Source organism: Shinella fusca, assembly GCF_014203155.1.
GTDB classification, from domain to species: Bacteria; Pseudomonadota; Alphaproteobacteria; order Rhizobiales; family Rhizobiaceae; genus Shinella; species Shinella fusca.
This window is the reverse complement of the sequence record NZ_JACHIK010000004.1, coordinates 251,822-270,395: the sequence shown is the minus strand read 5'-3', so window position 1 is coordinate 270,395 and position 18,574 is coordinate 251,822. Positions and strand designations below refer to the sequence as shown.

The 18,574-nt window shown below is 65.5% G+C and carries 16 protein-coding genes; 5 read left to right on the top strand and 11 right to left on the bottom strand.

All coding sequences use genetic code 11. The features are described 5' to 3' along the window. Position 1 precedes the first annotated feature (1 nt). The 10 genes from HNQ66_RS08335 to HNQ66_RS08290 all read right to left on the bottom strand — a co-directional run bounded on the left by HNQ66_RS08335 (position 2) and on the right by HNQ66_RS08290 (position 11,789). Positions 2-1,099 (bottom strand): ABC transporter ATP-binding protein, encoded by a 1,098-nt coding sequence (locus HNQ66_RS08335; RefSeq protein WP_184142937.1) that lies wholly within the window; start codon positions 1,097-1,099, stop codon positions 2-4. A 26-nt stretch (positions 1,100-1,125) separates the two neighbouring features. Then, positions 1,126-2,634 (bottom strand): arabinosylfuranosidase ArfA, encoded by a 1,509-nt coding sequence (gene arfA, locus HNQ66_RS08330; RefSeq protein WP_184142934.1) that lies wholly within the window; start codon positions 2,632-2,634, stop codon positions 1,126-1,128. A 114-nt stretch (positions 2,635-2,748) separates the two neighbouring features. Beyond that, positions 2,749-3,669 carry an ArsR/SmtB family transcription factor gene (locus HNQ66_RS08325; RefSeq protein ID WP_184142931.1) on the bottom strand — a complete coding sequence of 307 codons (921 nt, stop codon included), beginning with the start codon at positions 3,667-3,669 and terminating at the stop codon, positions 2,749-2,751. Positions 3,670-3,769: 100 nt separating this feature from the next. Continuing rightward, positions 3,770-5,557 (bottom strand): ABC transporter ATP-binding protein, encoded by a 1,788-nt coding sequence (locus HNQ66_RS08320; RefSeq protein ID WP_184142928.1) that lies wholly within the window; start codon positions 5,555-5,557, stop codon positions 3,770-3,772. A 53-nt stretch (positions 5,558-5,610) separates the two neighbouring features. Further along, on the bottom strand, positions 5,611-6,555 hold the full coding sequence (locus HNQ66_RS08315; RefSeq protein ID WP_184142925.1) for an acetamidase/formamidase family protein: 945 nt from the start codon (positions 6,553-6,555) through the stop codon (positions 5,611-5,613). Further along, positions 6,545-8,170 (bottom strand): ABC transporter substrate-binding protein, encoded by a 1,626-nt coding sequence (locus tag HNQ66_RS08310; RefSeq protein WP_184142922.1) that lies wholly within the window; start codon positions 8,168-8,170, stop codon positions 6,545-6,547. The genes HNQ66_RS08315 and HNQ66_RS08310 overlap by 11 nt, the downstream gene beginning before the upstream one ends. Before the next feature lie 29 nt (positions 8,171-8,199). Beyond that, positions 8,200-9,120, bottom strand: a complete 921-nt coding sequence (locus HNQ66_RS08305) for an ABC transporter permease (protein WP_184142919.1) — start codon at positions 9,118-9,120, stop codon at positions 8,200-8,202. Beyond that, the gene (locus tag HNQ66_RS08300) at positions 9,120-10,013 is read right to left on the bottom strand and encodes an ABC transporter permease subunit (protein WP_184142916.1); all 894 of its coding nucleotides are present in this window, start codon (positions 10,011-10,013) and stop codon (positions 9,120-9,122) included. The genes HNQ66_RS08305 and HNQ66_RS08300 overlap by 1 nt, the downstream gene beginning before the upstream one ends. Beyond that, positions 10,000-10,623 carry an ANTAR domain-containing response regulator gene (locus HNQ66_RS08295; RefSeq protein ID WP_184142913.1) on the bottom strand — a complete coding sequence of 208 codons (624 nt, stop codon included), beginning with the start codon at positions 10,621-10,623 and terminating at the stop codon, positions 10,000-10,002. The genes HNQ66_RS08300 and HNQ66_RS08295 overlap by 14 nt, the downstream gene beginning before the upstream one ends. Beyond that, positions 10,620-11,789, bottom strand: a complete 1,170-nt coding sequence (locus HNQ66_RS08290) for a transporter substrate-binding domain-containing protein (RefSeq protein ID WP_184142911.1) — start codon at positions 11,787-11,789, stop codon at positions 10,620-10,622. Before HNQ66_RS08290 ends, HNQ66_RS08295 begins: the two co-directional genes overlap by 4 nt. Positions 11,790-12,090: 301 nt before the next feature. Here HNQ66_RS08290 and HNQ66_RS08285 point away from each other — a divergent pair, with 301 nt between their 5' ends. After that, a complete protein-coding gene (locus HNQ66_RS08285; protein WP_184142908.1) occupies positions 12,091-12,621 on the top strand; it encodes a dihydrofolate reductase family protein in 531 nt (176 codons plus the stop codon). On the opposite strand, the gene HNQ66_RS08280 is transcribed toward HNQ66_RS08285, so the two are convergent. After that, positions 12,606-13,610 carry a substrate-binding domain-containing protein gene (locus HNQ66_RS08280; protein ID WP_184142905.1) on the bottom strand — a complete coding sequence of 335 codons (1,005 nt, stop codon included), beginning with the start codon at positions 13,608-13,610 and terminating at the stop codon, positions 12,606-12,608. The genes HNQ66_RS08285 and HNQ66_RS08280 overlap by 16 nt on opposite strands. 136 nt (positions 13,611-13,746) lie before the next feature. On the opposite strand from HNQ66_RS08280, the gene HNQ66_RS08275 reads away from it, so the two are divergent. From HNQ66_RS08275 to HNQ66_RS08260, 4 genes are all read left to right on the top strand, one after another. Then, on the top strand, positions 13,747-15,114 hold the full coding sequence (locus tag HNQ66_RS08275; protein ID WP_184142902.1) for a uracil-xanthine permease family protein: 1,368 nt from the start codon (positions 13,747-13,749) through the stop codon (positions 15,112-15,114). Beyond that, positions 15,111-16,511, top strand: coding sequence for an amidohydrolase family protein (locus HNQ66_RS08270; RefSeq protein WP_184142899.1), 1,401 nt, complete (start codon positions 15,111-15,113; stop codon positions 16,509-16,511). Before HNQ66_RS08275 ends, HNQ66_RS08270 begins: the two co-directional genes overlap by 4 nt. Beyond that, complete coding sequence (locus HNQ66_RS08265) at positions 16,508-17,215, top strand: sulfite exporter TauE/SafE family protein (RefSeq protein ID WP_184142886.1); 708 nt, start codon at positions 16,508-16,510, stop codon at positions 17,213-17,215. The genes HNQ66_RS08270 and HNQ66_RS08265 overlap by 4 nt, the downstream gene beginning before the upstream one ends. Positions 17,216-17,680: 465 nt before the next feature. Further along, a complete protein-coding gene (locus HNQ66_RS08260) occupies positions 17,681-18,475 on the top strand; it encodes a helix-turn-helix transcriptional regulator (RefSeq protein ID WP_184142883.1) in 795 nt (264 codons plus the stop codon). Positions 18,476-18,574 lie beyond the last annotated feature (99 nt).

Genomic DNA, 18,574 nt, shown 5'->3' with positions numbered 1-18,574 from the left:
GTCAATCGCCCCCCGCATGGTGGGCGATGCCGGCGGCGTCGAAAAGATGCAGGGCCGAGGTGTCGAGTGCGATCTGCAGCGTGTCGCCGCTGCGCGCTTCGCTGCGCCCGTCCGTTTCGGCGGCAAGTTTCGTGCCGTCGGCGAGCTGGCCGTAGATCAGGGTGCGGTCGCCGAGCCGCTCGACGACGTCGGCTTTCAGCGGAATGCCCGCTTCACCCGCCGGCAGCACGGTGACGTCCTCGGCGCGGATGCCGAGGCATCCCCCTTCCGGGGAAAAGCGGGCGGGCAGGCGAATGGCGGCGGCGACGTCGCCGAGGCCGCAGGTTTCTATTCTCAGCGTGCCGCCATTCTCATTCACGCCCTTGACCGGCACGAAGTTCATCGCCGGCGAGCCGACGAAGCCTGCGACGAAGCGGCTTGCCGGGCGCTGGTAGATCTCCATCGGCGTGCCGATCTGCTCGATCTTGCGGTCGTGCATGATGACGATGCGGTCGGCAAGCGTCATAGCCTCCACCTGGTCGTGCGTCACGAAGATCATCGTGCTGCCGAGCCGGGCGTGGAGCTGGGCAAGCTCCAGCCGCGTGCGGCCGCGAAGCGCCGCGTCGAGGTTCGACAGCGGCTCGTCGAACAGGAAGGCCTTCGGCTCCTTGACGATGGCGCGGCCGATCGCGACGCGCTGGCGCTGGCCGCCGGAGAGTTTCGCCGGCTTGCGGTCGAGGAGATGGGCGATCTCGAGCGTTGCCGCCGCCTGCTCCACGCGGCGCCCGATCTCGGCCTTCGCCATGCCGATATTCTCGAGGCCGAAGGACATGTTCTGCGCGACCGTCATATGCGGATAGAGCGCATAGGACTGGAAGACCATGGCGACGCCGCGTTTTCCCGGCGGCAGCGTGTCGACGCGCTCCCCGCCGACGGCGATCGTGCCGGCCGTCACGTCCTCGAGGCCGGCGATCATCCTGAGCAGCGTCGACTTCCCGCAGCCCGAGGGGCCGAGGAAGACGACGAACTCGCCCGCCTCGATGGACAGGGAAACGTCGTCCAGCACGGTGAGCGCGCCGTAGCGCTTGGTGACGTTGGTGATTTCGATCGATGCCGACATGGTGCCTCCTCCCTGTCGCTATGGCCTTACGCGCCGAGCCGGATCATCCGGTAGCTGAGCGGCGCGATGCCGGCGGCAAGGCGGCCGTCGACGACCGATGCGCCCGCGCCGTCCCTCGGCGCGATCGTCTCGGCGCCGGGGCCGTTGACGGCGCGAAGGTCGTGACCTTCCATGACCTTGTCCATGATAACCTTGCGCTCGCCGAAGCCTTCGAGCGCGAGATCGAGGTCGACCGCCTCGCTCTGGTGGCGGTTGACGATGAAGAAAGTGAGAGCGCCGTCGGCCTCGGTCTCGACGGCGGAAACGTCGAGATAGGGCACGTTCGCGGCGAAGTCGGTCGAATAGCCGGGGCAGTCGAGCGACAGGTTCAGGGCCTTGCCGCGCCCGTATTTCGAGGCATAGGCATAGGGGAAGAACGTGGTCTGGCGCCAGGCCGGGCCGCCCGGAACGGTCATGATCGGGGCGATGACGTTGACGAGCTGCGCCAGGCAGCCGACCTTCACCACATCCGAGCGGCGGATGAAGGTGTTGAGGATGCAGCCGACCTGAAGCACGTCCTCGAAATTGTAGATGTCTTCCAGCAGCGCCGGGGCATGCGGCCAGCCGTCATTGCCTTCCAGCACCTTCCGGTCCGCCTCGCGGGAGTGATACCAGACGTTCCACTCGTCGAAGCTGATATAGACATCCTTCTTCGAGCGCTTCTTGGCCTTGGTATAGGTGATGACGCCGGCGATGGTGGCGATGTAATCGTCGAGGCGGGCGTTCTGCGCGAGGTAGTCCGCCGTGTTGCCCGCATGGTTGTCGAAATACATGTGCAGGCTGATGTAATCGATGGAATCGTAGGTGTAGTCGAGGACGGTCGCTTCCCAGGCCGGGTAGGTCGGCATCTTCGGTGAGGACGAGCCGCAGACGACGAGCTCGATCGACGTGTCGAAGGCGCGCATGGCCTTGGCGGTCTCGAAGGCGATGCGGCCGTATTCCTCCGCCGTCTTCTGGCCGATCTGCCAGGGGCCGTCCATCTCGTTGCCGAGGCACCACATCTTGACGTTCCAGGGCTCTTCGCGGCCGTTCTTGCGGCGAAGGTCCGACCAGTAGCTGCCGCCCGGATGGTTGACGTATTCGAGGAAGGCGCGGGCGGAATCGAGGCCGCGCGAGCCGAGGTTGACGGCGAGCATCATGTCGGTGCCGGCCGCTTCCGCCCAGTCGGCGAATTCGTGGATGCCGACATGGTTGCTCTCGGAGCTATGCCAGGCGAGGTCGAGGCGCACCGGGCGCTCCTCGCGCGGACCGATGCCGTCTTCCCAATTGTAGGCCGAGACGAAGTTGCCGCCGGGATAGCGCACGATCGGAACATCGGCCTCGCGCACCAGATCGATGACGTCCCGGCGCATGCCGTTCTCGTCGGCGGTCGGATGGTCCGGCTCGTAGATGCCCGTATAGACGGCGCGGCCGAGATGCTCGACGAAGGAACCGTAAAGACGGGGATCGATGGTACTGATGACGTAACCGCTGTGGGCGGTACCGACTGCGCGCATGCTTGCCTCCCTGTATATCTGGAAACCAGATATATATCAATTAGTATGATAATTTGCACAGGAAGGGGCGAGCGTCAAGCCGCCTTCGAGCGGCAAAGCGCGATCGGGGAGTGATCAGGTCTTCAATCGCAGCACGATGTCCTGATCGTAATTGCCGAAGCCGCGGCCGAAGATATTGATTCCACCGGGATGTTCGGCCGTTTCCGGCACTTCGATCCGCAGGCGGATCGAGCGGTGCTCAAGCAGGTTCAGATCCGAAAGACTGGTCTCGGAAACGTGCATGCCGTCGATGAAGGTGCCGTTTTCCGTCACGCGGAAACATTTGAGCACGCCGTACTGGCTGCCGCGCAGCTTCCACCAGTCGGGCGTATACTTGCCCCGGCGGTCGCCGAAATCGCCGGGCGAGGTCCAGGCGCCGATGCTCTTGCCGTTGATGGAGAGCGTGATGTCGGACGGCCAGTTGTCCGAGGTCCCCGGCACTTCCGAGGAGAGTTCCAGGACGACCTCCAGCTCCTTCACCTCCGCCCCCTTGATGCGGGCGTTGTTGGGAAACTGGTAGTCGACATAACCCCTTGTAAACCAAAGGAGGCCGGCCTTCATGCGGTCGGGCGCCAGGAACGTGTCGGGACTGTCGAGATAGCCGATGATGCTCTCGCGCGAGCACATGCCGCAGGGCGCGAAGACCTCGTAGCCGCTATAGAGCCCGACGGGCATGGCCACCTCGATCGCCTCCTCGGCGGTGCGGGCATGGCTGCCGAACGAAAGGACGATCTCCTCGTGCACGGCATGGCAGACCTTCTGGCTGCCCTTGCGCGCCTTCGAGACCTCGGTGCGGATCAGGCCCGCCTCTTCGAGCAGGTTGAGATGCGTCGACGTGGTCGATTGCGGCAGGTCCAGCGCCTCGGCGATCTCGTTGACGTTCAGCGGCCCGCGGATATGCAGCAGCTCCAGCATGGAAACCCGCGCCGGTGCCGCAAGGCATTTCAGCACCTCCTTGCCGTCTTCCGGGCCGATCATCAGAAATCGCGTGCTCATATGTCCTCCAGGCATTGCATCTGATCTGTATCAGAGATTTTGATACGATCAACCGCTGCCGGAGGGCTGAAGCGAATTTCCTGATGGATATCGCGGAAGCCTATGCTTCCTGCCAGACCATGTGCCCGTGCGCGATCTCGGTGCGGACGGACCGGGGCGGCACGTAGTCGAGGGGTTTGACGGGGCTCGGCAGCTCGCCCTCGTTGGGCATGAAGCGGCGGCGGTCGCGGTCCGGGTCGGCGACGGGGACGGCGTCCATCAGCTTGCGCGTATAGGCGTGCTGCGGATTTTCGAACACCTGCGCGCGCGTGCCCGTTTCGACGAAGCGGCCCGCATACATCACGGCGACGCGATGGCTGATCTGTTCCACCACCGCCATGTCGTGGCTGATGAACAGGTAGGAGATGCCCGTCTCGTTCTGGATGTCCTGCAGGAGATCGAGCACCTGCGCCTGGATGGAGACGTCGAGCGCCGCGACGCTTTCGTCGGCAACGATCAGCTTCGGCGACAGCGACAGGGCGCGCGCGATGCAGATGCGCTGGCGCTGGCCGCCGGAGAATTCGTGCGGATAGCGCTTCATCTGCTCTGCCGACAGACCGACGCGGCGGAAGAGATATTCGACGCGGTCGGTCAGCTCGCTGCCCGAGGCGAGCTTGTGGATGACGAGCGGTTCGGCGACGAGGTCGCCCACCCGCATGCGCGGGTCGAGCGAGGCATAGGGATCCTGGAAGATCATCTGGATGTCGCGCAGCACCGGCCGCATGGCCGAACGGCTCAGCCCCCTCGTGCTTTTCCCGCCTATGCGGATGTCGCCGCTCCACGGCACGAGGTTGAGCAGCGCCTTGCCGGTCGTGGACTTGCCGCAGCCGGATTCGCCGACCAGCGACAGCGTCTCGCCGCGATTGACGGTGAAGGACACGCCTTCCACCGCATGGACGCGCCGCACCGGCCGTTGCAGGATGCCGCCCTTGATGTCGAAGCGGACGATGAGATCTTCCACGGCCAGCACCGGGCCGGCCGCGTTCTCCGCCTTTGCGGGCGCCTTCGCCTCGGCGGGCGCGCGCTTGGGCCTGTCCGTTCCGGTCATCTCGCCGAGCCGCGGCACGGCGGCGAGCAATTTCCGCGTATACTCGTCCTTCGGATGGTGGAAGACCTCGCGCAGCGGGCCGTGCTCCACGTCCTTGCCCTTGTTCATGACGAGCACATGATCGGCCATCTCCGCCACCACGCCCATGTCGTGGGTGATGAGGATGACGGAGACGCCGTTTTCGGCCTGGAGCTTGCGGATGAGCGCGAGGATCTGCGCCTGCACCGTCACGTCGAGCGCGGTCGTCGGCTCGTCGGCGATCAGGATTTCCGGCTTCTGCGCCAGCGCCATGGCGATCATCACGCGCTGGCGCATGCCGCCCGAAAGTTCATGCGGATATTGCAGCAGGCGGCGGGCGGCGTCGGAAATCTGCACCTCGTCGAGCAGTTCCTTGCAGCGCTGCGTCATCGCCGCGCCAGAGAGGCCGAACTGCGGGCCGACGGCTTCGGCGATCTGCCGCCCGATGGTCAGGACCGGATTGAGCGAGGTCATCGGCTCCTGGAAGATCATGCCGATATGGCGCCCGCGCACGCCGCGCATCTGGCCTTCGTCGAGCCTGAGGATATCGCGGCCGTTCATGACGGCCGAGCCGCCCGTCACGCGCGCCAGGTTCTTCGGCAGCAACTGCATCAGCGACAGCACGGTCATCGACTTGCCCGAGCCGCTTTCGCCGGCGATGCAAAGCGTTTCCCCGCGCCGCAGGTCGAAGGACAGCCGGTCCACGACGGTGCGCGCACCGTCGGGCGTTGCGACCTGCGTTACCAGGTCCCGGACCTGCAAGAGCGGAGAAACGGTGTTCATGTCTATGCTTTCCAAGTCGTGGGGCGGGGCGGCCGGAGCCGCCCCGTGCATGGCTATTCGAAGACCGAGCGCGGGAAGTAGAAGGACACGACCCAGTTCGGCTGGTCGACGATCTCGCTGATGCGCAGGTCGCCGCAGACCGAGCAGAGCATGTAGGCGTCCACCGGATCGAGGTTCTGCGTCTGGCAGAGAAGGTCGATCATGTTGGAAAGGGCCGCCTTCGCGCCTTCCCACAGGTCCGGGCCGATGCCGGTCGTGACCTCGTAGCCCTTGGTGTCGAGATGACGGGTCACGGGGCCGGGCGTGGTGAAGCGCGGCATCTTCAGCGGCGTGTCGCGGATGAGGTCGAGCGTGAGCGCGACGTCCATCCGGCTTTCGATCGCCGTGCCGCAGACTTCGCCGTCGCCCTGTGCGGCGTGCGTGTCGCCGATGGAGAACAGCGCGCCCTCCACCTCGACCGGCAGGTAGAGCGTCGTTCCCGCCGCAAGGTCGCGGATGTCGAGATTGCCGCCGACGCGCCGCGGCGGCACGACGGAGTGCAGGCCCTTTTCGGCCGGCGCGAGGCCGATGGTGCCGGCAAAGGGCTTCAGCGGCACGCGGGCGTGCTTGCCGAAGAGGGCCGGTTCCAGCGTCGAGGCGTCGTAGTTCCACAGCGCCAGCGCCGGTTCCTTGAAGTCGTCGGCCAAAAGCCCGAAGCCGGGAATGTTGGCCGTCCAGCCGAAGCCCGAGGGCTCGAACTGGTGGATGGTGATCTTCAGGACGTCGCCGGGCCTGGCCCCATCCACGTAGATGGGGCCGCTGACCGGATTGACCTTGGAGAAGTCCATCGTCGACACATCCGCGACCGTGCTGCCGGGATGATAGTGCCCGGCGCCGCTGTCGAGGCATTCGAATTTCAGCGTCGAGCCCGGCGCCACCGTCTCTGCCGGCTGGAACGAATTGTCCCAGCCGAAGTGATGGTGCCGGCCATGGATGGTGTACTGGCAGTTACTGCACATCTTTTGCATAGACCTCGTCGTAATTGACCGGGATGTGGACGGGATCGACGAAGATCGCATCCGGGCCGCCAAGGCGTTCGGAGCGCACGGAGAAGCGTTCCTCGTTGAAGATCGGCGCCCACGGCGCGTCGTCCATGATCTTCAGGTAGATGTCGCGCCACAGCGCTTCGCGCTCCGCCTTCTTTGCGGGGTCGACCATCGAGTCGGCTTCCTGCGCCTTCTTGTCGAGGTCCTCGTTGCAGTACCACGACCAGTTCCAGCCGCCCTGGACCGCGCCGCCGCAGCCGAGGATCGGGCCGTAGAAGTTGGACGGATCGGGGAAGTCGGCGATCCAGCCCATGCCGCCCGACCAGATCATCGGCGCGCCGTCCGGCTCGCCGCCGGCCGCGATGACGTTGGCCTGCGCCAGCGACTTGATCGACGCCTTGATGCCGATGGCGGCGAGGTCCTGCTGGATGGCCTGCGCAATGCGCGGCTGCGGGTCGGTGTTGGCGGCGAAGAGCTCGGTCTCGAAGCCGTCGGCAAGGCCGGCTTCGGCGAGCAGCGCCTTGGCCTTTTCCGGATCGTAGGGATAGCCCTTGTAGTCTTCCGCATAGCCCGGCATGGAGCGCGGCAGCGGCTGGTTGGCCGGCAGGGCGCGGCCGTTGATGATGCGGACGATGCGATCCTTGTTGATGGCCATGTTGACGGCCTGGCGCACCTTCACGTCGTCGAACGGCTTGATCTTGACGTTCATGGTCACGTAGCCGGTGTGGAGCTGCCCGCCCTGGATGATCAGGTCCTTGAACTTCGGATCCTTGGTGACCTCGATGAACTTGGCCGGCGGAATGCCGTCGCCGGGAATGTCGATCTCGCCGTTCTGCAGGCGCAGCAGCGCGACGACCGGCTCCTGGCCGACCTCGAAGGTGATCTGGTCGAGCTTGGGCAGCTCGGGATTGTAATAGTCCTTGAAGCGTTCGAAGACGATGCGCTGGCCGAGCGTCCATTCGGCCAGCTTGAAGGCGCCGGAGCCGACCGGATGCTTGCCGAAGTCCGCGCCGTATTTCTCGACTTCCTCCTTGGGGACCACATGGGCGAAGTTCAGCGCCAGCACATGCAGGAAGGTCGCGTCGGGGCGGCTCAGCTCGAACTTGATCGTGTAGGGATCGACCACGGTGATGCCGGAGAGGTGATCGGCCTTGCCGGCCGATGCCTCCTCGAAGCCGGCGATGGAGCCGAAGAAGCCGGCGCCGGGGCTTTGCGTTGCCGGGTTCACCACGCGCTCGATGGAATACTTGACGTCGTCGGCTGTCAGCTCCCGGCCGTTGTGGAACTTCACGCCCTTGCGCAGGGTGAAGGTGAAGGTCTTGCCGTCCTCGGCGATCGTGTAGTCCTGCGCGATTTCCGTGCGCAGGTTCGTGGTGCCGGGCTCGTAGTCCATCAGGCCGTCGAACAGCGACTTGATCATCGACCAGTTCTGCCAGTCGTAGCCGATGGCCGGGTCGAGCGTGGACACGTCGTCCTTGTAGGTGACGATCATCGAGCCGCCCTGCTTGGCGGTTTCGGCTGCCGCGCCGAGCGGGGCGGCAAGGATGAGTGCAAGCGCCGAGGCGCCGATGAGAAGCGATTTCTTCATGTCTGTCCCTTTCTCTCTGGAGTGTTTTTTCACCGCAGCTTGATGCGCGGGTCGATCAGCGGAGTGATGAGGTCCGCAAGGAGGTTGCCGAGAACGATGGCGAAGGCGGAGACGATGGTGACGCCCATGATGATGGGTATGTCGACGCGCTGGATGGCCTGCCAGGCGAGCTGGCCGATGCCCGGCCATCCGAACACGCTTTCCACCACCACGATGCCCGACATGAACAGGCCGATATCGATGCCGATCATGGCGACGATCGGCAGGATGGCGTTGGGCATGGCGTGGCGCACGAGGATCGTCCAGCGGGCGAGGCCCTTGGCGCGGGCGGTGCGGATATAGTCCTGGCGCAGCACGTCGAGAAGCGACGAGCGCATCATGCGCGAATACCAGCCCGCGCCGAGAAGGCCGAGCGTCAGCGACGGCAGGACCATGTGCTGGAACGTGCCGTATCCGCCGATGGGGAACCAGCCGAGCCGCACCGCGAAGACGTAGAGCATCAGGATGCCGATGACGAATTGCGGCGCCGAGACGCCGACGAAGGAGAAGATCATCAGCGCGTTGTCCGTGCGGCTGCCGCGCCGGGTGGCGGCGATGACGCCCATGGTGATGCCGATGAGGAGTTCGCTGACGATCGCCCCGGCCATCAGCAGCAGGCTTGCCGGAAGGCGCGACCAGATGAGCGAGGCGACCTCCGTCTTCTGCAGGTAGGAGCGCCCGAGGTCGCCGTGGACGAGGTCCTTCAGGTAGCGCAGATACTGCTCGTAGAAGGGCAGGTTCAGCCCGAGCTGCTCGCGGATGTTCTCGACGGTCTGCGCCGTGGCGCTGCGGCCCGCGATCTGGCGCGCCGGATCGGCCGGCACCAGATAGAGCAGGATGAAGGTCACGAAGCTGATGCCGATCAGGATCATCAGCGTCTGGAGCAGCCGTCGGGCGATATAGGCTAGCATCAGTGGTGTCCCTGCTGGGTCGGGTCGAGCACGTCGCGCAGGGCATCGCCGACGAGGTTGAAGGCCAGCGCCAGAAGCAGGATCGCCGCGCCGGGAATGAAGACCAGCCAGGGCGCGCTGGTGAAATAGGTCTGGTTCTCGAAGATGATGTTGCCCCAGGAAGGGGTCGGCGGCTGGACGCCGATGCCGAGGAAGGAGAGCGTCGCCTCCAGCAGCACCGTGGTGGCGATGCCGAGCGTCGCCCAGACGATCATCGTGGAAAAGAGGTGCGGCAGGATATGCTTGAGGATGATGCGCGGCGCGCCCGCGCCCATCGCCCGCTCGGCCTCGATGAAATCGCGCTCGGAGAGCGAGCGCGTCTCGGTGTAGAGCACGCGCGCGATCTGCACCCAGTTGACCATGGCGATCACCATGGCGACGATCCACAGGCTCGGCGTGAAGATCGCGGCGAGCACGATGGCGAGGAGAAGGGCTGGAAAGGCCATCATCAGGTCGGTGAAGCGCATCAGCACGGTTTCGACCAGGCCGCGGAAATAGCCGGCGCAGATGCCGACCGTCGAGCCGATCAGCACGGCGATGCCGTTCGCCACGACGCCGATGATCAGCGAGGTCTGCGCGCCGAAGATCAGCCGCGAGAAGAGGTCGCGGCCGACGAGATCGGTGCCGAACCAGAACTTGCCGTCGGGCGGAAGCGGTGCGCCCTCGAGCGTCAGCCCGTCGAAGAACTGCTCGTTCGGGTCGAAGGGCATGATCCACGGCGCGAAGACCGCCGCGGCTATCGTCAGGACGATGACGAAGAGGCCGAATGCCGCCAGCGGCCGGCGCACGATGCGGGCGAAGACGCCGCGCTCGGCCTTTTTCCGGTTGCCGGGAAGGGTCTCAAGCGCGCTCACGGTCGGGTCCTGCCTGCTGTTCGTTCAGGAAGCGCCGTGCCGCGGCTTCGACGCTGATGCGTTCGGCCATCGCGGCAAGGCGCAGCTTCTGGTAGGCCTGTTTCGGCGAGAGGTTCTCCGCCAGCATCACGATCGCGGTCGCCTGCGCCACCGCCTCGCGCTGGTCGAGGCTTTCGCGGAGCGCGCCGATCTCGGTCGCCAGCGCATGCCGCCGGTGGAAATTGTGCATGGCGATGACCAGCGCGCTGTAGACGCCGGCGCTGCCGATCGGCTTGATGAGCTGCGCGTCCGCGCCCTGGCGGAGCGCCCAGTCGATGCGGCCGGGGGCCTCCGAGCCGATCAGCGCCACGGTCGGCACCGGCGCCTGCTGCGGCTGCCAGGGGAACTGCCCGTCGTAGCCCATGTCCACATCGAAGAAGACGATGTTGAACGGCGTGATGTCGGCGTTTTCCGGCACGTCTGGCCAGCACTCCACGGCATCGACGCCGATGCGCTGCAATTGCTGCGTGATGGCGTCGACATTGGCATGGCGGCGGTGGACGATCAGCGCCGTCCAGTTTTCGAAGGCGCCCCAGGTCGGGAAGGCGGAGGGTCGGTCTGTCTTGGTCATTTGACGAGCCTCAGGAAACCGGGCTGCTGGCCCTTGTCCGCGGAAGTCTGGAGATAGGTCCGGGCCATGAACGGGTCCGGCTGGATCGCATGGTCTGCCTGATGCACGATATCGAACCCGCCGTCCCCGCGCGCCCGTCCGATATGGGCGGGCAAGGCGATATGGTTGGTGCGGGCATCCACGATGATGTCGCCGAGCGGCGTGCCGGTCGCATGGGTCTTGGCGGCCGCAAGCACCGGCTCGATGGCGTCGGTTCCGGCGTGCGCGATGCCGGCGGCGATCAGCAGGATACTGGCATAACTCTGGGCGAAGAAGGCGGAAATTCCGCTATCGGCCCCGCGCGTCCGCGCCGCCTCGACAAAGGTCCGGTTGGCTTCGCCGGGCAGCGAGCGGAAGTAGCAGCTCACGGTGAAATTGTCCTGCGCATCCAGTCCCACCCGTTCGAGCTCGCTTTCGTAGAAATTGCAGCTCACGACGGGCCGGACGGAGGAGCGGAAATCGGGATCGCGCCGGCCCAGTTCGGCATAGGCCTTCAGGAAGGCGTAGGAGGATTCGCCGATGAGGTTGTTGAGGATGAAGTCCGGCTTCTTCGCCTCGATCTCGCGGATCAGGTGGCCGATATCCGTGTCGCCGATGGCGATGGCGCGCTCGCCCAGCACCTCGCCGTCGGCGGCATGCAGCATCTCGCGCGCCAGCCGGTTGGTCTCCCAGCCCCAGATGTAGTTCGAGCCGAGCAGGATCGCCCGCTTGCCGAAGCGCGGCATGATGAATTCCATCAGGGGCACCAGATGCTGGTTCGCGCAGGCTGCGACATAGACGACCCGGTCGCTCGCCTCGAAACCTTCGTAGACGCACGGATACCAGAGCACCGCATCGCGCTTCTCGACGACGGGAATGACCTCCTTGCGGCTCCAGGAGGTTGTGCAGCCGACGATGTGGCGCACGCCGTGGCGCACGATGAGGTCGTCGCACAGGCCGGCATAGCGATCGGTGTTGCCGCCGGGATCGGCGGGGACCGGCTTCAGCTCGAACGGCAGATTATGCGCGTTGACGGCCTCTATCGCGGCCACGGCGCCGCAATACCCCTCGTGCCCCAGCTTCGCGTAGGGGCCGGAATGTGAGAAAAGCACCCCCACGGGGATGGTCTTTCTGCCGTCTGCAACCATGCTCGACCACCAAACAAAAAAGCCCCGCCGGAACGGTCGGTTCCGGGAGGGCCCAAATGCCAATTGGAAAATTTCCCGAAAATTACCGAGCCGATGCCGGTTTTGTCAACTTGTTTCGGTCGCCGCGGATTTCGGACAATTTCCTTGCGCTGCACAAGAGGACGAAAGGCCGACCCCGGCATCGGGCCCACCGCGTTCCAGAAACCGCTTGCGAATTGAAAGCAGTCAATCTAGCCTGTAACCGATTGCCAAGCGCAATCGGTTTCCGCGCGGACATGCCATCTATGGAAAGGATGTGGCCATGGCCAGGCTCGTATTCGGAATGAACCAGTCGCTGGACGGTTATGTCGACCACACGGCGTTCGCGCCGGGCCCCGCGCTCTTCCGGCACTTCATCGAGGAGGCGGAAGGGCAGGCGGGCAGCATCTACGGCCGCAAGATGTACGAGATCATGCGTTACTGGGACGACGACCATCCTGAATGGGATGAGGACGAGCGTGCCTTCGCGGCGGCATGGCGGAGGCAGCCGAAATGGGTGGTCTCGCGTTCGCTGGCCTCCGTCGGCCCCAATGCCCGGCTTGTCGAAGGTGACCTCGAAGGCGCGATCCGCGCATTGAAGGCCGGGCGCGACGGGGAGATCGAAGTCGCCGGTCCCGATCTCGCGCAGAGCCTTACCGAGCTCGGCCTGATCGACGAATATCGCATCTACCTGCATCCCGTCGTGCTCGGTCACGGCAGGCCCTATTTCGCCGGACCCCGGCCGCCGCTCCGCCTCATGGCCCACGACCCGATTTGCGAGGACGTGATCAGGCTGACCTACGTTCCCGCCTGAGCCGACGATGCGCGCAGCACCAGGCTCGGCGGCGGGGGCAGGCTCGGTTCGGGGCAGGGCTGCCCGAGGCGGGCCAGGAGGAGATCGACGGCGGCGGCGGCCACCTGGTCGAGGTGGAGGTCGACCGCGGTGAGGGGCGGCTTGGCGAGCTTGGCGCGCATGCCGTCATAGCGGGTCGCGAGCCGAAGATCCTCCGGCACCCTGCGTCCGACGATCCGTGCCGCTTCGAGGGCGCCGGCCGCGAAGGCATCGACCGGAACGCAGAGCGCCGAAAGGGCGGGGTTCTCCCGCAGCAGCGTTTCGGCCGCGGCGGCTGCCGCCTGCTCGCCGCCCCGTTCGTCCACGCGGACGGCGAGCGGGGCAAAGCCCGCTTCGGCGGCGAAGGCCGCATAGGCCGCTTCCACTTCGAGATAGGAATTGCGCCTTTGCAGCCCGGTCATGAGGCCGATCTGCCCTCCGCCCGCAAACAGGTGATCGAGGAGGAGGCGGGCCGTCGTGCCGCTCTGGAGATCGACGAAGGGAAGGTCTTCCCGCCCGGGCGCCCGCCCGATGGAGACGACCTCGACGCCGCGGTCGGAAAAGAAATCCAGCACCGGATCGTTCCGTTCCGGTTCGACGACGATGGCGCCGTCCACTTCGAGCGCGTCGAGGCGGTCGCGCGGCCCGAGCGGCGGCACGAGGCAAAGGGCGATGTCACGCGAAAAGGCGGCGACCGCCGCCGCCGCCGCGATCTCCATCAGGAAGCCGAGCCGCGACGGGCCGGCGGCGACCGCGAAGGGCATCGAGGAGACGAGGGCGATCGAGCCGGCCCCGCCGGTGCGCAGCCGCCGCGCCCGGTGGTTCGGCCGATAGCCCATCGTCTCGGCGAGCGCCTCGATGCGCTTGCGCGTTTCCGGGTCCACATAGCGGCGGCCGCTGAAGGCGTGCGAGACGGTGGTGGGCGATACGCCCGCCGCCTTCGCGAGGTCGGCGATTGTCGGTTTGCTCATGGTTTCTCCCGTCGCCCTCCTTAGCACGCGGCCGGGGGGGCTGCAAAACGATTTGCAAAACACAAAAACCGTGTTAGGAATTGCGTCATGCAAATCGTTTTGCATAGCGGCTTGAGGAGGCCGGGAGGAGGAAATCATGCAACATGAGATGAATTTGACGATCGATCCGGTCGACGAGCGGCTGCCCCTGCGCAGCCTGTTCCTGTTCGGCCTGCAGCACGTATTGGTCATGGCGGCATCGCCGATCACCGCCGTGTTCCTTGTCAGCAAGGCGCTCGGTTTTTCCGATGCGCTGACGGTCTCGCTGATCAGCGCGACCTTTTTCGTCTGCGGCATCGGCTCGATGCTGCAGAGTTTCGGGCCGAAGGGTTTTGGCGCGCGGCTGCCCTTCGTCATGGTGCCGGGCGGCGCGCCCATCGCGATCTTCCTGGCGATCGCCCAGCAGTCGGACGTGCAGACGGCGGTCGGCGCCGTCATCATGACCGCGCTGTTCTATTTTCTCGCGCTGCCGGTCTTCCGCCGGCTGCTGCGCTATTTCCCGCCCATCGTCGTCGGGACGATGCTGCTGCTGGTCTCGGTCAACCTCGTGCGCATCTACGGCGTGACGATCACGGGCCGGCCGGGGACCGACGGTTTCGCCGCGCCGGTCGAGGTGGGGCTTGCCCTTCTCACCATTGTCCTGACGATCGCCGCCGCGCGGGTCTTCAGCGGCACGCTGCGCAGGCTTGCGGTCATGCTCGGCCTGGTGGGCGGCTCGCTCGTCGCGCTCGCCCTCGGCCATATGGACCTGTCCGGGGTCCTTTCCGGCCCGGTCGTCGTCGTGCCGCAACTGTTTCCGTTCGGCATGCCGAAGTTCGACGTCGTCGCCGCCATTCCGCTCATCGTCTTCTCGATCATCTCGATGGCGGAGGCGACCGGCCAGACCATCGCGACGGCCGAGATCGTCGGGCGGCGCGGCGACGCCCATGCCATGGTTCCCGCAACCATCCGCGGCGATGCGCTGATGTCGCTGGTCGGCGGCCTGTTCGGCACCTCGCTGATCATCACCAGCGGCGAGAACGTCGGCATCGTGCGGGCGACCAGCGTCAAGTCGCGCTATGTGACGGCGATGGCCGGGGCGATCCTCGTGGTCATCGCGCTCTTCGCGCCCATCGGCCGCCTTGCGACGGCGCTGCCCGGCGCGGTCGTCGGCGGAACGGCGGTCATGGTCTTCTCCATCATCGGCGTCATCGGCATCAACCTCCTGCGCCGGGTGGACCTGCGCGAGCACGGCCCGATGTTCACGCTCGGCTCGGCCCTTTCGATCGGCCTGCTGCCGATCCTCGTGCCGGGCGTCTACAGCCAGTTCCCGCAATGGGTCCAGATGATCCTCGGCAACGGGCTTGCCGCGGGCACGATCACCGCCGTCGTGGTCAATGCCCTCTTTTCCCACAACGGTGCGGGCGAGCAGCCGCTGGATGCCGCGCCTTCGCTGCAATCTTCTGTCCAGGGAGCAAACGAGTGACTGCAATCCGCGAGCAACTGTCCAAGGCCGGGGACCTGTTTCTGCGCCCCGGCCAAGTCCTCCTGCCGGAGGGGCCGCGCGCGGGCATGGGCGTCGTCGTGCGGGCCGGGACTTTCCACCGGATCGGTATGGCCGAGGCGGTGGCGGAGGAATTCCCCGGCCTGACGCCGCTCGACCTGCCGGATCATCTCCTGATGCCCGGCTTCGTCGACACGCACACGCATCTCACCCAGTCGCTCGGCAAGGCGCTGGTCTTCGGCGAGCCGTCGGAGATCTTCCGGCGGATCTGGGTGCCGCTGGAAGGCAGCCTCGACGAGCGCATGGTCTATCTTTCCGCAAAGCTCGCGGCCCTCGAATGCCTGCGCGGCGGCTTCACCACCGCCGTCGATGCCGGCACGCGCTCGCAAGGCCATGTCGGCGCGCTGGTGCGGGCGGCGCGGGAGACGGGGCTTCGCAGCGTCGTCGGCTTCATCTGCAACGATCTCGGCGGCACCGCGCAAGTGCCGGAACCGGACACCATCCTGCGTCAGGCCGAAGAGCACCTAGCCGCCCTGAGGGACGACCCGCTGATCCATCCTTCGCTCGCCATCTCCATTCCGGAAGCGGCGAGCGACAGGATGCTGAAGGCGGTCTCCGACATGGCGGCCGCGGCCGGCGTCGTGTTCCAGACCCATGTCAACGAGCACCTCGTCGCCGTCGAACGTTCGCTCGTGGCGCGGGGCCGACGGCCGATCGAGCATCTGGCGCATCTGGGGGCTCTCGGCCCCCAGGTCCTGCTGGCCCATTCCACGCTCGTCACGCCGCATGAGCTCAATCTCCTGAAGGAAACGGGCACGGCCGTCGCCTACAATCCGGTGGCGAGCCTCTGGAAGGGCAATGCGGTGGCACCGGCGCTGCAGATGGCGGCGCTCGGCATCCGCTTCGGGCTGGGCACGGACGGAACGCGCGCGGACGGGTTCCGCCTGATGGATGCGGGCGAGGGGCTGCAGCGTGCGGGCTTCGGCCTTGCGACGGGCGATTCCTCGGCCGGCGGCGGCTGGCTCTGGCTCGACCATGCCACGTCCGCCGCGGCCGATGCGGCTGGGCTTTCGGGCATCACCGGCGCCATTGCGGAAGGCCTTGCCGCGGACTTCCTACTGGTCGATCTCGACCGGCCGGAATTCACCCCGTCCTACGATCTTTCCTGGGAGCTCGTGCGCTACGGCAACCGCGACCAGATCGATGCCGTCTTCACCGACGGCCGGCTCCGGCTCTGGCAGGGCTGGCCGGTCGACTGGGATGCGCGCGCGCTGCTGGCCGAAGTGCGGGGCGATGCCGCCGCGGCCATCGCCAAGGCGCCGATCCAGCGCATTCATCCGCTTTCTGAAGTATATCGTGGTCTCGGACACTATAAATGAGCTTTGAACTTCTCTCCATCCTGGCCGTGGTGACCTTCGTGTCGGCCTTCATCCAGGGTTCCCTCGGTATCGGCTTCGCGCTGATCGTCGCCCCCGTCGTCGGCATGCTGAAGCCCGAACTGCTTCCGGTCACGCTGCTTCTCCTGATGCTGCCGCTCAACCTGCATGTGGCGGTGCGCGAGCGCGAGCATGTCGACTGGCCGGGCGCGACCTGGATCACGGTCGGTCGCCTGGCGGGCACGTTCGCCGGGCTCTGGCTTCTGGCCGCGCTTTCGCTGGACCAGCTCGATCTTGCCGTCGGGGTCTTCACGGTGGTTGCCGCCGGCGCCGCCCTTGTCGCCCCGCCGTTCACGCCGAACAGGCCGAGCGCGCTCGGCGTCGGCCTCTTCACGGGCATCACCGAAACCGCGACCGGCATCGGCGGCCCCCCGCTCGCCCTGCTTTACCAGCATGCCAAGGCCCCGGTTCTCCGGGCGACCGTGGCGCTGTGCTTTCTCGTCGGGGAGGTGATGTCGCTGATCGTGCTGGCGATCTCCGGGCGTATCGGCTCCGAGCAGCTCCTCGCCGCCCTCTATCTCGCGCCCGCGGTCCTGCTCGGAAGCGCGGTCTCCCGGCTCGCACATCACCGTATCGGCGGCAGGGGCCTGCGCATCGCCGTCCTGAGCTTTGCCATCGTCAGCGGCTTGTTCCTTATCGTCCGCTGAAGGCAAAACGACGCAATCGTCATGGACCGCTGGATGGAATCGGCCGCGTCAAACGTTAGAGTGAAGACGCCGGCCGGCCGTGCATGCCCGGCGGCTTGATCGCGATCATTTCCATAAATGTATATCCGGATATAGTGCAGCGAAAGCGAAACGAAACCAAAGTGTTGGCTGTAGTGTATCGTTTCATATACTAAGCCAAGTAAAAACACTTATTTAGTGGAATATTGAATATTTTCCGCTTCTGGAAATTTACATATGGCAATCAACAGATGCGATACATGGCCATATGGTATATTGGAATCGCATTTGAAGTCGACGTGAATGCTCGTCAAGGTACCTGGATTCATCCGAAAGGGTTATTTGACTTCAATTTAATTAATACTGTACTTTTAAAGCACTGCTCAAATGGTGAGGTGGGATAATCCCGCCTGTGACAAGCGACCCGAGTTGCGTTGAGGTGACACAATGCTTGCGACCGAGACACCCAGGCCGGGTCTTTCGAGACCTGGGCATGGAGAAAGTGAACAGCAGCTTATTTTCGTCGTGGCGGAACCGGATTTTCTGGTGGAGTGCCTCGCAGAGGTGCTCGAGCGCCGCTTTCCCGATCACGACATCATCGTCGCCGAAGATGCCGGCGACGTGCTCAAGCACCACACGGCCGACGTTCGCCTGGTGCTCTTCCATCGCAAGGACGCGCGGGACATCGCAAGGGTGCTGCGCGGTATCGAGGCCTACGCGCCTTCGACGGCTGTCGGCGTACTGATCGACGATCCGGGCTCGCTCGACCCGCTTTTGAACCTTCTGGTCGAAGGCCTGCATATCGATGGCATCCTGCCGCTCGATGTGCGGCTCGACGTGTTCCTTGCGGGCGTCGACCTCCTGGTGAAGGGGGGAGAACATTTCCCGTCGGCCTTGCTGCGGCGATTGAAGGCGGCGAGGACCTCCCCGGGGCCCCCCGGCGCGCGGAGCGTGTCCGATCTCCTGACACGCTACGCCAATATCGAAATCGAACAGATCGGCTCCCATGAATCGCACCTGACGACGCGGGAAGTCGAGATCCTCGACCTCCTGTGCAAGGGCACGCAGAACAAGCTTATCGCGCATCGCCTGAACCTGTCGGAAAACACCATCAAGGCGCATGTCCGCAACATCTACAGGAAGCTGCATGTCCGCAACCGGACCGAGGCGGCCCTGCGGTGCTTCGACGGCCCCCAGACCCGGAATGCGCGGCACGCCGTTCCCGGAACGGAAAAGGAGTAGCCCGGTGCCTCCTGCCAGGGCCGCCAGGCTGCATGCATCCGCAGCCATTGAAACGGGTGCCGCCTGAATGGATTAGACGGCAGTAACGCTCCCGAAGGG

Excerpts from the sequence above, each read along its gene's own strand:
- HNQ66_RS08325 (WP_184142931.1), bottom strand. The coding sequence starts at position 3,669 with ATGAGCACGCGATTTCTGATGATCGGCCCGGAAGACGGCAAGGAGGTG.
- HNQ66_RS08265 (WP_184142886.1), top strand. The coding sequence starts at position 16,508 with ATGAGCTTTGAACTTCTCTCCATCCTGGCCGTGGTGACCTTCGTGTCG.
- HNQ66_RS08260 (WP_184142883.1), top strand. The coding sequence starts at position 17,681 with ATGCTTGCGACCGAGACACCCAGGCCGGGTCTTTCGAGACCTGGGCAT.
- HNQ66_RS08335 (WP_184142937.1), bottom strand. The coding sequence starts at position 1,099 with ATGTCGGCATCGATCGAAATCACCAACGTCACCAAGCGCTACGGCGCG.
- HNQ66_RS08285 (WP_184142908.1), top strand. The coding sequence starts at position 12,091 with ATGGCCAGGCTCGTATTCGGAATGAACCAGTCGCTGGACGGTTATGTC.
- HNQ66_RS08275 (WP_184142902.1), top strand. The coding sequence starts at position 13,747 with ATGCAACATGAGATGAATTTGACGATCGATCCGGTCGACGAGCGGCTG.
- HNQ66_RS08315 (WP_184142925.1), bottom strand. The coding sequence starts at position 6,555 with ATGTGCAGTAACTGCCAGTACACCATCCATGGCCGGCACCATCACTTC.
- HNQ66_RS08305 (WP_184142919.1), bottom strand. The coding sequence starts at position 9,120 with ATGCTAGCCTATATCGCCCGACGGCTGCTCCAGACGCTGATGATCCTG.
- HNQ66_RS08310 (WP_184142922.1), bottom strand. The coding sequence starts at position 8,170 with ATGAAGAAATCGCTTCTCATCGGCGCCTCGGCGCTTGCACTCATCCTT.
- HNQ66_RS08280 (WP_184142905.1), bottom strand. The coding sequence starts at position 13,610 with ATGAGCAAACCGACAATCGCCGACCTCGCGAAGGCGGCGGGCGTATCG.
- HNQ66_RS08320 (WP_184142928.1), bottom strand. The coding sequence starts at position 5,557 with ATGAACACCGTTTCTCCGCTCTTGCAGGTCCGGGACCTGGTAACGCAG.
- HNQ66_RS08295 (WP_184142913.1), bottom strand. The coding sequence starts at position 10,623 with ATGACCAAGACAGACCGACCCTCCGCCTTCCCGACCTGGGGCGCCTTC.
- HNQ66_RS08290 (WP_184142911.1), bottom strand. The coding sequence starts at position 11,789 with ATGGTTGCAGACGGCAGAAAGACCATCCCCGTGGGGGTGCTTTTCTCA.
- arfA (WP_184142934.1), bottom strand. The coding sequence starts at position 2,634 with ATGCGCGCAGTCGGTACCGCCCACAGCGGTTACGTCATCAGTACCATC.